The following is a 14697-nucleotide window of genomic DNA, read 5'->3' as shown; positions in this document are numbered from 1 at the left end:
GCCCGCAGGCGCAGGTGTGGGTTTCCTCAGCGGGGGGTCCGGCGGCGCTCCCAGTTCGGGTTGACCTCGTCCTCGTCCTCGTCGCCGCCGAAGCCGACGACGCTCTCCATGCCGGGGGAGAGGACGCCCCACTCGATGAGCCGGCTGGTCAGCTCGTCGGGGCTCATGTCGTAGATGATGGCCAGCGACTTGAGGTCCTCGGCACGGATGGAGAGGACCTTGCCGTTGTAGTCGTGGCGCTGCGCCTGGATGGTCGAGGCGTACCGGGCCAGCGGGCCGGCCTCGTCCGCGGGCAACGAGCCCAGCGACTCCAGGTTGAGCACGATCTTCGTCGTCGAGGTGACCGCCGAGCTGGGCCGCGGGTCGGGCAACAGCTCGGAGACCGGGACCCCGTAGAAGACCGCGAGCTCGGAGAGCCGTTGCACGGTCACTGCACGGTCGCCGCGCTCGTAGGAGCCCACGACCACCGCCTTCCAGCGGCCGTGTGACTTGTCCTCGACTCCCTGGAGCGAGAGGCCTTGCTGGTTGCGGATGGCGCGGAGCCGGGCACCGAGGGCCCGTGAGTAGTCGGTGCTCATCGCTTCCTGCTCACTGTCCGTCGTCGGGGGCGGGTTGTCGTCACGGAGCGTACTGGTCGAGCGGGTACAAGGACACCGGGACACTCCTCCGGGTCAGAAGGGGCCCGATCGTGCCCGTAGCCGGCGCGTCGCGGGTCACATCGCAGCGTGCAGTACGGTCGAGCCCGGTCCGACCACTCCTTTAACGACCCGTCCCGTGAGGCGGGGAAGGAGGCCTGATGGCCCGCACGACCGAGCATGCCCACGGCGGTGCACCGTCGCCGTCCGCAGTGCTCTCCGCCGCCGACGTGACCCGCGTGGTCGACCGGATGGCCCACCAGCTCATCGAGAAGTGCGCGGGGGACGACGGCCGCGCCGACGTCGTCCTCGTCGGCATCCCCACCCGCGGGGCCCCGCTGGCCCGCCGGCTGGCCGCCCGCGTGGAGGCGTTCTCCGGCTTCCCGGTCGACGTCGGCACCGTCGACATCACGCTCTACCGCGACGACCTGCGCATGCGCGGCGTCCGCGCGCTGGAGGAGACCGTGCTGCCCGAGGGCGGCATCGACGGCCGCCTCGTCGTCCTGGTGGACGACGTCCTGTACTCGGGCCGGTCGGTGCGGGCGGCGCTGGACGCGCTGCGCGACGTCGGCCGCCCGCGCGCGGTGCAGCTCGCGGTGCTGGTCGACCGCGGCCACCGCGAGCTGCCCATCCGCGCCGACTACGTGGGCAAGAACCTGCCGACCTCGCGCAGCCAGTCGGTGAAGGTCCGGCTGGCCGAGGTCGACGGCGTGGACGAGGTGCTCGTGACGGAGGGGGAGGACCGGTGAAGCGTCACCTGCTGGAGGCCGCCGACCTGGACCGGGCCGACGCGACGCTGGTGCTCGACACCGCCGCGCAGATCGACGCCGCGCTGGCCGGCCGCGAGGTCAAGAAGCTGCCCACGCTGCGCGGACGGACGGTGGTCAACCTCTTCTACGAGGACTCCACCCGCACCCGGATCTCCTTCGAGCTGGCCGCCAAGCGGCTGTCGGCCGACGTCATCAACTTCTCCGCCAAGGGCAGCAGCGTCTCCAAGGGCGAGAGCCTCAAGGACACCGCGCTGACCCTGGAGGCGATGGGCTCCGACGCCATCGTCGTCCGGCACTCGGCGTCGGGCGCCCCGCACCGCCTGGCGAACTGGGTGCGCGGCAGCGTGGTCAACGCCGGCGACGGCACCCACGAGCACCCCACCCAGGCGCTGCTGGACGCCTACACGATCCGGCACCGGCTGGGCCGGCTGGAGGGCGTGCGCGTGGCGGTGGTCGGTGACGTGCTGCACAGCCGGGTGGCCCGCTCCAACGTGCGGCTGCTGCACACCCTCGGCGCCGAGGTCACCCTGGTCGCGCCGCCGACGCTGCTCCCGGTCGGGGTGGGCAGCTGGCCGGCAGAGGTCTCCTACGACCTGGACGCCGTCCTGCCCAAGGCCGACGTGGTGATGATGCTGCGGGTCCAGGCCGAGCGGATGAACGCCTCGTACTTCCCCAGCGCCCGCGAGTACAGCCGCCGCTACGGGCTGGACATGCGCCGGATGGGCGCCCTGGGCGACGACGCGATCGTCATGCACCCGGGCCCGATGAACCGCGGGATGGAGATCGCCGCCGAGGTGGCCGACTCCGTCCGCTCCACGATCGTCGAGCAGGTCGGCAACGGGGTCTCCGTGCGCATGGCCGTGCTCTACCTGCTGCTGGGAGGCGCGCCCTCGTGACGCTGCTCATCAAGGGCGCGAAGCCCTACGGCGAGGACGCCGCGGACATCCTCGTCAGGGACGGCCGGATCGCCGCGATCGGCGAGTCGCTGTCGGTCCCCGGCGCCGATGTCGTCGACGCCGCCGGGCTGGTCGCGCTGCCCGGCCTGGTCGACCTGCACACCCACCTGCGTGAGCCCGGCCGTGAGGACGCCGAGACCGTCGAGAGCGGCAGCCGCGCCGCCGCGCTGGGCGGCTACACGGCGGTGCACGCCATGGCCAACACCGACCCGGTCGCCGACACCGCCGGCGTCGTCGAGCAGGTGTGGCGGCTGGGCCAGGAGGCCGGCCTGGTGGACGTCGTCCCGGTCGGCGCGGTGACCGTGGGGCTGAGGGGGGAGCGGCTGGCCGAGCTCGGTGCGATGACCGACTCCGCCGCCCGGGTGCGCGTCTTCTCCGACGACGGCCACTGCGTCGCCGACCCCGCCCTGATGCGCCGGGCGCTGGAGTACGTCAAGGCGCTGGACGGCGTGGTCGCCCAGCACGCCGAGGAGCCGCGGCTCACCGTCGGCGCGCAGATGCACGAGGGCGACCGCTCGGCCCGCCTCGGCCTGACCGGCTGGCCGGCCGCCGCCGAGGAGGCGATCATCGCCCGCGACGTGCTGCTCGCCGACCACGTCGGCGCCCGGCTGCACGTCTGCCACGTCTCGACCGCGGGCTCGGTGGAGATCATCCGCTGGGCGAAGTCCCGCGGGGTGCAGGTCACCGCCGAGGTCACCCCGCACCACCTGCTGCTCACCGACGAGTGCGCCGAGGGCTACGACCCGGTGTTCAAGGTCAACCCGCCGCTGCGCACCGACGCCGACGTCGAGGCGCTGCGCGCCGGGCTGGCCGAGGGCGTGATCGACGCGGTGGCCACCGACCACGCGCCGCACGCGGTCGAGGACAAGGAGACCGAGTGGGCGCACGCCCGGCCCGGGATGCTGGGTCTCCAGCAGGCGTTGTCGGTGGTCGTCGCGACGATGGTGGAGACCGGCCTGCTCGACTGGCGCGGCGTCGCCGACCGGATGTCGGCCCGACCGGCCGCCATCGGCCGGCTCGACGGCCACGGCCGCGCGCTGGCCCCGGGCGAGCCGGCCAACCTGCTGCTGCTGGACCCGGGCACGCGCGCGGTCGTCGACCCCTCCGCGCTGGCCAGCCGCAGCCGCAACAGCCCCTATGCCGGCCGGGAGCTCCCCGGCCGGGTGGTCGCCACGTTCCTGCGCGGGATGGCGACCGTGCTCGACGGAAAGGCAGTGAAGTGAGAGAAGCGCTCCTGGTCCTCGAGGACGGGCGCACGTTCCGCGGTGAGGCCTACGGCGCGGTCGGGACGACGCTGGGCGAGGCGGTGTTCGCCACCGGGATGACCGGCTACCAGGAGACGCTGACCGACCCCAGCTACGCCCGCCAGATCGTGGTGATGACCGCGCCGCACATCGGCAACACCGGGGTCAACCAGGAGGACGACGAGAGCCGGCGGATGTGGGTGGCCGGCTTCGTCGTGCGCGACCCCGCCCGCCGCCCGGCGAACTGGCGGGCCACAGGCAGCCTGGACGACGAGCTGGCCGAGCAGGGCGTCGTCGGCATCAGCGGCATCGACACCCGCGCGCTGACCCGCCACCTGCGCGAGCGGGGCGCGATGCGCGCCGGCATCAGCAGCGAGGGCCTCCCGGCCGAGGCGCTGCTGACCCGGGTGCGCGGCTCGGAGAGCATGAGCGGCGCCGACCTCGCGCCGGCGGTCACCGCGAACGACCCGTACGTCGTCCCGGCGGTGGGGGAGAGGCGCTTCACCATCGCCGCGCTGGACCTCGGCATCAAGACCGCCACCCCGCGGCACCTGGCCGAGCTCGGCGTGGAGACGCACGTCCTGCCGGCCACCGCGACCGCCGAGGACCTCCTCGACGCGGGCCCGGACGGCGTCTTCCTCTCCAACGGACCGGGCGACCCGGCCGCCGCCGACTACGCGGTCGACGCGGTGCGCGGGGTGCTCGACGCCCGCCGGCCGCTGTTCGGCATCTGCTTCGGCAACCAGATCCTCGGCCGGGCGCTGGGCCTGGGCACCTACAAGCTGCGCTTCGGCCACCGCGGCCTCAACCAGCCGGTGCTCGACCGGGTCAGCGGCACGGTGCGGGTGACCAGCCACAACCACGGCTTCGCCGTCGACGCCCCGCTGGACCGGCCGACCGACACCCCCTACGGGCGGGTCGAGGTCAGCCACGTGGGCCTGAACGACGACGTGGTGGAGGGGCTGCGCTGCCTGGACCTGCCGGCGTTCAGCGTGCAGTTCCACCCCGAGGCCGCTGCCGGCCCGCACGACGCCGCGCCGCTGTTCCAGCGGTTCGTCGACCTCATGGAGACCGCCCGCACCGGGGAAGGGCAGGCCGGTGGGCCGCCGCCGCAGGTCGAGCACAGCACCGCGGAGAAGAGCGCCTGATGCCCAGACGGGACGACATCCACCACGTGATGGTGATCGGCTCCGGGCCGATCCTCATCGGCCAGGCCGCCGAGTTCGACTACTCCGGCACCCAGGCCTGCCGGGTGCTCAAGGCCGAGGGGCTGCGGGTCAGCCTGGTCAACAGCAACCCGGCGACGATCATGACCGACCCGGAGATCGCCGACGCGACGTACGTCGAGCCGCTGACCCCCGGGTTCGTCGAGAAGGTGATCGCCAAGGAGCGCCCCGACGCGCTGCTGGCCACCCTCGGCGGGCAGACCGCGCTCAACATCGCCATCGGCCTGTACGAGAACGGCGTGCTCGAGGAGTACGGCGTCCGGTTGATCGGCGCCGACGTCGACGCGATCAACCGCGGCGAGGACCGGCAGCAGTTCAAGGACATCGTGCGGTCCATCGGCGCCGACGCCCCGCGCTCGCGGGTCTGCGCGTCGGTCGAGGAGGCGCTGGAGACCGCCGCCGAGGTCGGCTACCCCGTCGTCATCCGGCCGAGCTTCACCATGGGCGGGCTGGGCTCGGGCTTCGCCACCGACGAGGCCAGCCTTCGCCGCATGGCCTCCCACGGCCTGGCCGACTCCCCGGTGCACACCGTCCTCATCGAGGAGTCGGTGCTGGGCTGGAAGGAGTACGAGCTCGAGCTGATGCGCGACCGCAGCGACAACGTGGTCGTCATCTGCTCGATCGAGAACGTCGACGCGATGGGCGTGCACACCGGCGACTCGGTGACCGTCGCCCCGGCGATGACCCTGACCGACCGCGAGTACCAGCGGATGCGCGACGTGGGCATCGCGGTGCTGCGCGAGGTCGGCGTCGACACCGGCGGCTGCAACATCCAGTTCGCGGTCAACCCAGCCGACGGCCGGCTGGTCGTCATCGAGATGAACCCCCGGGTGTCGCGGTCCAGCGCGCTGGCGTCCAAGGCCACGGGCTTCCCGATCGCCAAGATCGCCGCGAAGCTGGCCATCGGCTACACGCTCGACGAGATCACCAACGACATCACCGGCGTCACCCCGGCGTCGTTCGAGCCGGCGCTGGACTACGTCGTCGTCAAGATCCCGCGGTTCGCGTTCGAGAAGTTCCCCGGCGCCGACCCGCGGCTGACCACGACGATGAAGAGCGTCGGCGAGGTCATGGCGCTGGGCCGAAACTTCCCCGAGGCGCTGGGCAAGGCCATGCGGTCCACGGAGACGAAGGTCGCCGGCTTCTGGACCGGCGCGGAGGACACCCGCTCGGCAGCGGAGCTCCTGGAGGCGCTGCGCACGCCGGTCGACGGGCGGCTCTACGTCGCCGAGGCCGCGCTGCGCGCCGGTGCCACCGTCGAGCAGGTCGCGGAGGCCAGCGGCTTCGACCCGTGGTTCGTCGACCAGATCGCGCTGGTCGGCGAGATCGGCGCCGAGGTCCGCGACGCGCCGTCCCTCACGGCGGAGCTGCTGCGCCGGGGCAAGCGGCACGGCCTGTCCGACCGGCAGATCGCCGCGCTGCGTCCCGAGCTGGCCGGTGAGGACGGCGTCCGGCTGCTGCGGCACCGGCTCGGCATCCGGCCGGTCTACAAGACCGTCGACACCTGTGCCGCCGAGTTCGCCGCCCGCACCCCGTACCACTACTCGTCCTACGACGAGGAGACCGAGGTCGAGCCGCGGGAGAAGCCGGCGGTGCTGATCCTGGGTTCCGGCCCCAACCGGATCGGGCAGGGCATCGAGTTCGACTACTCCTGCGTGCACGCCGTGATGGCGCTCCAGGACGCCGGCTACGAGGCCGTGATGGTCAACTGCAACCCCGAGACCGTCTCCACCGACTACGACACGGCCGACCGGCTGTACTTCGAGCCGCTGACCTTCGAGGACGTCCTCGAGGTGGTCGAGGCCGAGCGCGCCGCCGGCCCCGTGGCCGGGGTGATCTGCACCCTCGGCGGGCAGACCCCCCTGGGCCTGGCGCAGCGGCTGAAGGACGCCGGGGTCCCGGTGCTGGGCACCTCGCCGGAGTCCATCGACGCCGCCGAGGACCGCGGGGCCTTCTCGCGGGTGCTGTCCGACACCGGCCTGCAGGCGCCCAAGCACGGCACGGCGACCGCCTTCGCCGAGGCGCGGGAGATCGCCGCGAGCATCGGCTACCCGGTGCTGGTCCGGCCGTCGTACGTGCTCGGCGGGCGCGGCATGGAGATCGTCTACGACGACGCCACGCTCGAGGCGTACATCGCCAAGGCCACCGACGTCAGCCCTGAGCACCCGGTGCTGGTCGACCGGTTCCTCGAGGACGCCGTCGAGATCGACGTCGACGCGCTGTTCGACGGCTCCGAGCTCTTCCTCGGCGGGGTCATGGAGCACATCGAGGAGGCCGGCATCCACTCCGGCGACTCGGCGTGCGCCCTGCCGCCGATCACCCTGGGCACCGACGACGTGGTGCGCATCCGGCGGGCGACCGAGCAGCTGGCCGCGCGCATCGGCGTCCGGGGGCTGCTCAACGTCCAGTACGCGCTCAAGGACGACGTCCTCCACGTCCTCGAGGCCAACCCCCGGGCGTCGCGCACGGTGCCCTTCGTCTCCAAGGCGACCGCGGTGCAGCTGGCCAAGGCCGCGGCACGGATCGCGGTGGGGGAGACGATCGCCGACCTGCGTGCCGTCGGCGTGCTCCCCCGGACCGGGGACGCATCGGACCTCCCCGCGGACATGCCGATCGCGGTCAAGGAGGCCGTGCTGCCCTTCCACCGGTTCCGCACCGTCGAGGGGCACGGCGTCGACACCGTGCTGGGCCCGGAGATGAAGTCCACCGGCGAGGTCATGGGGCTGGACACCGGCTTCGGCACCTCCTTCGCCAAGTCGCAGGAGGCCGCCTACGGGTCGCTGCCCACCGAGGGCACGGTCTTCGTCTCGCTGGCCAACCGGGACAAGCGCTCGGCCGTCTTCCCGGTCAAGCGGCTGGCCGACCTCGGCTTCCAGGTGATGGCCACCGCCGGCACGGCGCAGGTGCTGCGCCGCAACGGCGTGGCCTGCGAGGTCGTCGGCAAGGTCAGCGACGGCCCGGGCAACTGCGTGGAGCGGATCCTGGCCGGGGACGTCGGCATCGTCGTCAACACGCCGTTCGGCTCGCCGGGCAACAGCGGGCCGCGGCTGGACGGCTACGAGATCCGCACCGCCGCCGTCACCGCGGGCATCCCGTGCATCACCACGGTGCAGGGCCTGGCCGCTGCGGTGCAGGGGGTCGAGGCGCTGCGCCGCGGGGACGTCGGGGTGCACAGCCTGCAGGAGGTCCACGCCGCGCTCGCCGGCGGCACGTCGGGCGGGCCGAGCACCTCCGCCGGGACCGGCGCGTGACGACGGCGTCGCGGAGCGACGCCGTCGGGCGGGTGCGGGACGACCTGGTCGCCCGCGGGCTGGTCGACGGCCTGCCCGCGGCGTTCCTCGCCGGGGTGACCCGCTTCGCGCGGCCGCCGCAGCCGGAGCTGGACGCCCTGGCGGCGGCGGCCCGCGGGGTGGCGGCGCGGCTCGCCACCGGGGACGCCGGCGACGAGGACCTGCCGCTGCTGACCCGGGTGCTGTTCTTCGCGGGCCACGCGGCGGTGCTCGCCGGCGCCGGCGTGCCGGCCCCGGCCTACGACGTCCTCGGCTCCTACCGCGACAACCTGACCACCCCGGTCGGGCCGCGGCTGGCGCAGCGCCCGGTCGCCGGCGGACGGCGCTGGCGGGTGCTGGGCCGGGACGTCGGCTTCCCCATCGGCGTGCCCGCCTGCGTGCTGGGCGGCGGTGCGGAGTGGGTCCGCCACTTCGCGCGCAACGGCTACAGCGTGCTGACCTACAAGACCGTCCGCAGCCGCGCGCACGAGCCCAACGAGCAGCCCAACTGGGTCTTCGCGCAGCGGGAGACGCGCAGCCTGCCCCCGGGCGCGGCCGCCGAGGTCACCGCCGACCCGTGGGACTGGGTGCCACCGGGCTCGCCGGAGGTCAGCACGGTCAACTCCTTCGGCGTCCCGTCGCCGGCGCCCGAGGAGTGGGCGGCCGACCTCGAGCGGTCGCTGGCCGCCGTCGACGACGACCAGCTGCTGGTCGTCAGCGTCATGGGGGAGGGCGACGGGACCGCCCTGGTCGACGACTTCGCCCGCACGGCCCGGCTGGCGGAGGAGGCCGGCGCGACCGTCGTCGAGCTCAACCTGTCCTGCCCGAACACGCTCAACCCCTCGGCGCCGGGCGTGAAGCCGCCGCTGTGCCTGGACGCCGATGCGACCGTCGCCGTGGTCGAGGGCGTGCGGCGCGCGCTGGACGACCGCACCGGCCTGGTCGCCAAGCTCTCCTGGCTCGACGAGCCGCGGCTGGCCGCGCTGGTGCCGCGGCTCGCGCCGCTGGTCGACGGTGTCGCGGGCATCAACACGCTGCAGAGCCGGGTGCGGCGCAGCGACGGCGAGCCGACCTTCCCCGGCCGCGAGCTGGCCGGGCTGTCGGGGGCGGCGGTGCGCGACTCCGCGCTGGACTTCACCCGCCGGCTGGTCGCCCTGCGCGGAGCCGGGAGCCGGCACTTCGACGTCCTGGCCATGGGCGGGGTCACCGACCCGGCCTCGTTCGAGGCGCTGTTCGCCCTCGGTGCCGACGCGGTGCAGTCGGCGTCGGGCGCCTTCGCCGACCCGTTCCTCGCCCGGGACTGCGTCGACGCGCTGGGCGACACCCTGCCCCGGGCGGTGGCGAGGTGACCGAGCTCGCGCGGTCACCGATGGACTCGGCACGGTCCGGCACGGGCCCGACGAGCCCCAGCGAGGAGGGCACGTGACGGCCCCGTTCGGACGGCGCCTCGCCGACGCCGTCGCTGCCCGCGGGCCGCTGTGCGTCGGCATCGACCCGCACGCGCCGCTGCTGGAGCGCTGGGGGCTGCCCGACAGCCCCGAGGGCCTGGCGCGGTTCACCGACGCCGTCGTCGACGCCCTCGCCGGCACCGTCGCCGTCCTCAAGCCGCAGCTGGCCTTCTACGAGCGGCACGGCTCGCGCGGCCTGGCCGTGCTGGAGGACGGCGTCGCCCGCGCCCGCGCCGCCGGCGCGCTGGTGCTGCTCGACGCCAAGCGCGGGGACATCGGCTCGACGATGGACGGCTACGCCGGCTACCTGCGGCCGGACCACCCGATGGCCGCCGACGCCCTGACCGTCAGCCCCTACCTCGGCCCCGGCTCGCTGCAGCCGGCCGTCGACACCGCCCGCGAGCACGGCGGGGGCCTGTTCGTGCTGGCCCGCACCTCCAACCCGGACGCCGGCACGCTGCAGCACGCGGTCGTGGACGGGCGGTCGGTCGCGCAGGTCGTCGTCGACACCGTGCGGGACTGGAACGCCGCCGACGGGTCCGGCTCGTTCGGCGTCGTCGTGGGGGCCACCCTGCGTGAGCTGGACGTCGACCTCACCGGCCTCGGCGGTCCGGTGCTCGCGCCGGGCCTGGGCGCGCAGGGCGGGTCGCCGGCCGACCTGCGCCGGCTGTTCGGCCGCGACGCCGCCGTCGTCCCGGCCGTGTCGCGGGACGTGCTGGCCGCTGGGCCCGACCCGGCCGGGCTGCGCGCCGCCGCCGAGCGCTGGGCCGCGGAGCTGGCCGGGTGAGACGGGCCGTGCCCTGATCCGTCCGTTCTCGCCGCTGGTAGAGGGGCGGCACCTCCCCGGACCCGCCGGTCCGGCCGTTCACCAGCACGTTCACGATGTCGACCGGCGTGTCGAGCTCGGCGTGTCGGATCCCATGCGGTCGGAACCGTCCGGTACCAACACCCCGCCTGAGCAGCGAGTATGACACCTTGTGACCGGAATCGCTCACCCGCTGTCAGCAGAGGCTCACGGATTGCCGGAAACCCGGGGTTCAGACCCGCGTGACCTGCACATATAGGTGGAGCTAGGTTGGCCGACAGGCTCAGCAGTGAGTCCTGCCCCCGACACAGCCCGAGCCCGCCGGCCGAACCGGTGACCGGCGACGACAGATTGGGTCGCACCATGCCCCTCCCTGACCTGTCCCCCGAGCAACGTGCCGCGGCCCTCGAGAAGGCCGCGGCCGCCCGCAAGGCCCGAGCCGAGTTGCGCGAGCGGCTCAAGAGCAAGGGCGCCACGGTCGGTGACGTCCTGCGCCAGGGCGAGACCGACGAGGTGATCGGCAAGATGCGCGTCTCCGCCGTCCTGGAGTCCCTGCCCGGCGTGGGCAAGGCCCGGGCTGCGAAGATCATGGAGCGGCTCGAGATCTCCCCGACCCGCCGGGTGCGCGGTCTGGGTGCCAACCAGCGCCGGGCCCTCGAGACGGAGTTCGGCGGCGAGAAGGTCGCCGCCGAGCAGGTCCCCGTCGAGGGCTGACCCGCAGGACCAGGTACCGGAGGTCGAGGACGACGACGCGTGGCAGCTGCTGTCCCGGAGCACGCCCCGGCACGGCTGACCGTGCTCTCCGGCCCGTCAGGGGTCGGCAAGGGCACGGTCGTGGCGGAGGTCCGGCGCCGGCACCCCGAGGTCTGGGTGTCGGTGTCGGCCACCACCCGCCGGCGCCGGCCCGGTGAGGTCGACGGGATGCACTACCACTTCGTCAGCGACGCCGAGTTCGACCGGCTGATCGCCGAGGACGGCCTGCTCGAGTGGGCCGAGTACGCCGGCAACCGCTACGGCACGCCGGCCGGTCCGGTCCGCGAGCAGCTGGCCACCGGGCGGCCGGCGCTGCTGGAGATCGAGCTCCAGGGCGCCCGGCAGGTCCGGGCCCGCGACGCCGACGCCCAGCTGGTGTTCCTGGCCCCGCCGTCCTGGGGCGAGCTGGTCAGCCGGCTGGCCGGGCGGGGCTCCGAGCCGCCCGCGGTCCAGGAGGAGCGGCTGCGCATCGCGCAGGCCGAGCTCGACGCCGCCGGGGAGTTCGACGTGGTGGTCGTCAACGACGACGTGGTCCGCGCTGCTGACGAGTTGGTAGGATTGCTGACTGCGCCGTCGCCCGGGACCCTCCGGAGCAGCGGCGCGTCCGAGTGACGGGGCCCGGCGCCGCCGCCCGCCACTCCCGACTGACGAGCTGAGGAGCACGCCCGCCCGTGTCCGGAGTCGCACCCGCCCCCGAGGGCATCACCAACCCGCCGATCGACGAGCTGCTCGAGCGCACCAGCAGCAAGTACGGCCTGGTGATCTTCGCCGCCAAGCGCGCGCGCCAGATCAACGCCTACTACAGCCAGCTCTCCGAGGGCCTGCTGGAGTACGTCGGCCCGCTGGTCGACACCGCTCCGCAGGAGAAGCCGCTCTCCATCGCGCTGCGCGAGATCAACGAGGGCCTGCTGACCCACACCGCCGGCGAGAACTGAAAGAGGACCCCTCTGCCCCTCACGCCTCGCACGCTCGGCGCGGGCCCCTGCAGAGGGGCCGTTCTACGGTCCATGGGGATGACGCCCCCGGTTCGCGCCGGGGGCGTCGTCGTGTGTGGAGGATGGACGGCATGAGCCGCATCGTGCTGGGCGTCGCCGGGGGCGTGGCCGCCTACAAGACCGCCCTGCTGGTGCGCGCGTTCACCGAGTCCGGGCACGACGTCCGCGTCGTCCCGACGCCGTCCGCCCTGCACTTCGTGGGCGCGGCCACCTTCGAGGCGCTGTCGGGCAACCCGGTCACCACCGACGTGTGGTCCGACGTGGACGAGGTGGCCCACGTCCGCATCGGCCAGACGGCCGACCTCGTCGTCGTCGCGCCGGCCACCGCCGACCTGCTGGCCCGCGCGGCCGCCGGCCGGGCCGACGACCTGCTCACCGCGAGCCTGCTCACCGCGCGCTGCCCGGTGGTGTTCGCCCCGGCCATGCACACCGAGATGTGGCTGCACCCGGCCACCCAGGACAACGTCGCCACGTTGCGCCGCCGCGGCGCGATCGTGCTGCCGCCCGCCGTCGGCCGGCTCACCGGCCCGGACTCCGGCCCCGGCCGGCTGCCCGAGCCCACCGACATCGCCGCGCTCGCCTCGGTGGTGCTCGCCGCCGGCCCCGCCGCCCTCGCCCCCGACCTCGCCGGCCGCCGCGTCGTCGTCAGCGCCGGGGGCACCCGGGAGCCGCTGGACCCGGTCCGCTACCTGGGCAACCGCTCGTCCGGCAAGCAGGGCTGGGCGCTGGCCCGGGTCGCCGCCGCCCGCGGCGCTGAGGTGGCGCTCGTCGCCGCCAACGTGGAGCTGCCGGCGCCCTTCGGCGTCCGCGTCGTCGACGTCGGCACGGCCGAGGAGCTGCGCACGGCGGTGCTCGCCGAGTCCGAGGGAGCCGACGTGGTGGTCATGGCCGCCGCGGTCGCCGACTTCCGGCCGGCCACGGTCGCGACCACCAAGCTGAAGAAGGGCAGCAGCGCCGAGCCCGAGGCCGTGCCGCTGGTGCGCAACCCCGACGTCCTCGCCGAGCTGGTCACCAAGCGCCCCGCCGGTCAGCTGGTCGTCGGCTTCGCCGCCGAGACGGGGGACGACGAGGCCGACGTCCTCACCCACGCCCGCGCCAAGCTCGCCCGCAAGGGCTGTGACCTGCTCGTGGTCAACGACGTCTCCGAGGGCCGGGTGTTCGGCCGGGCCGACAACGCCGCCGTCGTCCTGGCCTCCGACGGCACCGCCACCGAGCTGCCCGAGGGCAGCAAGGACGCCGTGGCCGCCGGCGTCTGGGACGCCGTCGCCCCCCGGCTGGCCTGAGCGCGACACCGCCTCCGGCACACGCCGGTAACGTGCACCCGACGAGACGCTCACCCCCGGGCGTCCACCCGACCGTCACCGACCCCAGGGAGTACCGCGTGTCACGCCGCCTCTTCACGTCCGAGTCGGTGACCGAGGGCCACCCGGACAAGATCGCCGACCAGATCAGCGACTCCATCCTCGACGCGATGCTCGCGCAGGACCCGCGCAGCCGCGTCGCCGTCGAGACCCTGATCACCACCGGTCAGGTCCACATCGCCGGTGAGGTCACCACCGCCGGCTACGTCGACATCGCCGACATCGTCCGGAAGACCGTGCTCGGCATCGGCTACGACTCCTCCCGCAAGGGCTTCGACGGCGCCTCCTGCGGGGTCAGCGTCTCGATCGGTGCGCAGTCGCCGGACATCGCCCAGGGCGTGGACACCGCCTACGAGGCGCGCACCGCCGGTGTCGCCGACGACGAGATCGAGCGTCAGGGCGCCGGCGACCAGGGCCTGATGTTCGGCTACGCCAGCGACGAGACCCCCGAGCTCATGCCGTTGCCGATCGCCTTGGCGCACCGGCTCTCCCGCCGGCTCTCGGCGGTCCGCAAGGACGGCTCCGTGCCCTACCTGCGGCCCGACGGCAAGACCCAGGTCACCGTCGTCTACGAGGACGACCGCCCGGTCGGCGTCGACACCGTGGTGGTCTCCTCGCAGCACGCCGAGGACATCTCGATCGAGCAGCTGCTCACCCCGGACGTGCAGGAGCTGGTGGTCGAGCCCGAGCTCGCCGCCCTCGGCCTGCCCACCGACGGCTACCGGCTGCTGGTCAACCCGACCGGCAAGTTCGTCATCGGCGGCCCGATGGGTGACGCCGGGTTGACCGGCCGCAAGATCATCGTCGACACCTACGGCGGCATGGCCCGCCACGGCGGCGGCGCCTTCTCCGGCAAGGACCCCTCGAAGGTCGACCGCTCGGGTGCCTACGCCATGCGCTGGGTGGCCAAGAACGTCGTCGCCGCCGGGCTGGCCCGCCGCTGCGAGGTGCAGGTCGCCTACGCCATCGGCGCCGCGCACCCGGTCGGCCTGTTCGTCGAGACCTTCGGCACCGGCACCGTCGCCGACGACGTCCTGGAGAAGGCGATCGGCGCGGTCTTCGACCTGCGGCCCGGCGCAATCGTGCGCGACCTGGACCTGCTGCGCCCCATCTACGCCCCGACCGCCGCCTACGGTCACTTCGGCCGCACCGACGTCGAGCTGCCCTGGGAGCGGCTGGACCGCGTCGAGGCGCTGCGCTCGGCCGCGGGGGTCTGAGAGAGGACCACCCCTCCC

The 14697-nt window shown here is 74.0% G+C and carries 13 protein-coding genes; 12 read left to right on the top strand and 1 reads right to left on the bottom strand.

What is annotated here, in order from left to right:
• Positions 1-26: 26 nt before the first annotated feature.
• Complete coding sequence (gene bldD, locus ACWIX7_RS00605; RefSeq protein WP_091217936.1) at positions 27-578, bottom strand: transcriptional regulator BldD; 552 nt, start codon at positions 576-578, stop codon at positions 27-29.
• A 218-nt stretch (positions 579-796) separates the two neighbouring features.
• Here bldD and pyrR point away from each other — a divergent pair, with 218 nt between their 5' ends.
• The 12 genes from pyrR to metK all read left to right on the top strand — a co-directional run bounded on the left by pyrR (position 797) and on the right by metK (position 14679).
• Positions 797-1384 (top strand): bifunctional pyr operon transcriptional regulator/uracil phosphoribosyltransferase PyrR, encoded by a 588-nt coding sequence (gene pyrR / locus ACWIX7_RS00600; protein WP_448619691.1) that lies wholly within the window; start codon positions 797-799, stop codon positions 1382-1384.
• Entirely contained in the window at positions 1381-2301 is a 921-nt protein-coding gene (locus ACWIX7_RS00595) for an aspartate carbamoyltransferase catalytic subunit (RefSeq protein ID WP_448619690.1), read from the top strand. Before pyrR ends, ACWIX7_RS00595 begins: the two co-directional genes overlap by 4 nt.
• Complete coding sequence (locus ACWIX7_RS00590) at positions 2298-3584, top strand: dihydroorotase (RefSeq protein ID WP_448619689.1); 1287 nt, start codon at positions 2298-2300, stop codon at positions 3582-3584. Before ACWIX7_RS00595 ends, ACWIX7_RS00590 begins: the two co-directional genes overlap by 4 nt.
• Positions 3581-4753: a glutamine-hydrolyzing carbamoyl-phosphate synthase small subunit gene (carA, locus tag ACWIX7_RS00585; RefSeq protein WP_448619688.1), complete on the top strand. Its 1173-nt coding sequence runs from the start codon at positions 3581-3583 to the stop codon at positions 4751-4753. Before ACWIX7_RS00590 ends, carA begins: the two co-directional genes overlap by 4 nt.
• Complete coding sequence (gene carB, locus ACWIX7_RS00580; RefSeq protein ID WP_448619687.1) at positions 4753-8082, top strand: carbamoyl-phosphate synthase large subunit; 3330 nt, start codon at positions 4753-4755, stop codon at positions 8080-8082. The genes carA and carB overlap by 1 nt, the downstream gene beginning before the upstream one ends.
• Complete coding sequence (locus ACWIX7_RS00575; RefSeq protein WP_448619686.1) at positions 8079-9449, top strand: dihydroorotate oxidase; 1371 nt, start codon at positions 8079-8081, stop codon at positions 9447-9449. Before carB ends, ACWIX7_RS00575 begins: the two co-directional genes overlap by 4 nt.
• A gap of 73 nt (positions 9450-9522) precedes the next feature.
• Entirely contained in the window at positions 9523-10335 is an 813-nt protein-coding gene (gene pyrF / locus ACWIX7_RS00570; RefSeq protein ID WP_448619685.1) for an orotidine-5'-phosphate decarboxylase, read from the top strand.
• Positions 10336-10716: 381 nt separating this feature from the next.
• Positions 10717-11067, top strand: coding sequence for an integration host factor, actinobacterial type (mihF, locus tag ACWIX7_RS00565; protein ID WP_091217915.1), 351 nt, complete (start codon positions 10717-10719; stop codon positions 11065-11067).
• A 39-nt stretch (positions 11068-11106) separates the two neighbouring features.
• A complete protein-coding gene (gmk, locus tag ACWIX7_RS00560; protein ID WP_448619684.1) occupies positions 11107-11718 on the top strand; it encodes a guanylate kinase in 612 nt (203 codons plus the stop codon).
• A gap of 59 nt (positions 11719-11777) precedes the next feature.
• Positions 11778-12041: a DNA-directed RNA polymerase subunit omega gene (gene rpoZ / locus ACWIX7_RS00555; protein ID WP_012949163.1), complete on the top strand. Its 264-nt coding sequence runs from the start codon at positions 11778-11780 to the stop codon at positions 12039-12041.
• A 131-nt stretch (positions 12042-12172) separates the two neighbouring features.
• Complete coding sequence (gene coaBC, locus ACWIX7_RS00550) at positions 12173-13384, top strand: bifunctional phosphopantothenoylcysteine decarboxylase/phosphopantothenate--cysteine ligase CoaBC (RefSeq protein ID WP_448619683.1); 1212 nt, start codon at positions 12173-12175, stop codon at positions 13382-13384.
• A 98-nt stretch (positions 13385-13482) separates the two neighbouring features.
• Entirely contained in the window at positions 13483-14679 is a 1197-nt protein-coding gene (gene metK / locus ACWIX7_RS00545; RefSeq protein ID WP_448619682.1) for a methionine adenosyltransferase, read from the top strand.
• Positions 14680-14697: the final 18 nt, after the last annotated feature.

It is taken from the genome of Geodermatophilus sp. URMC 65 (genome assembly GCF_053502545.1).
This window is presented reverse-complemented; position numbering and strand designations above follow the sequence as displayed.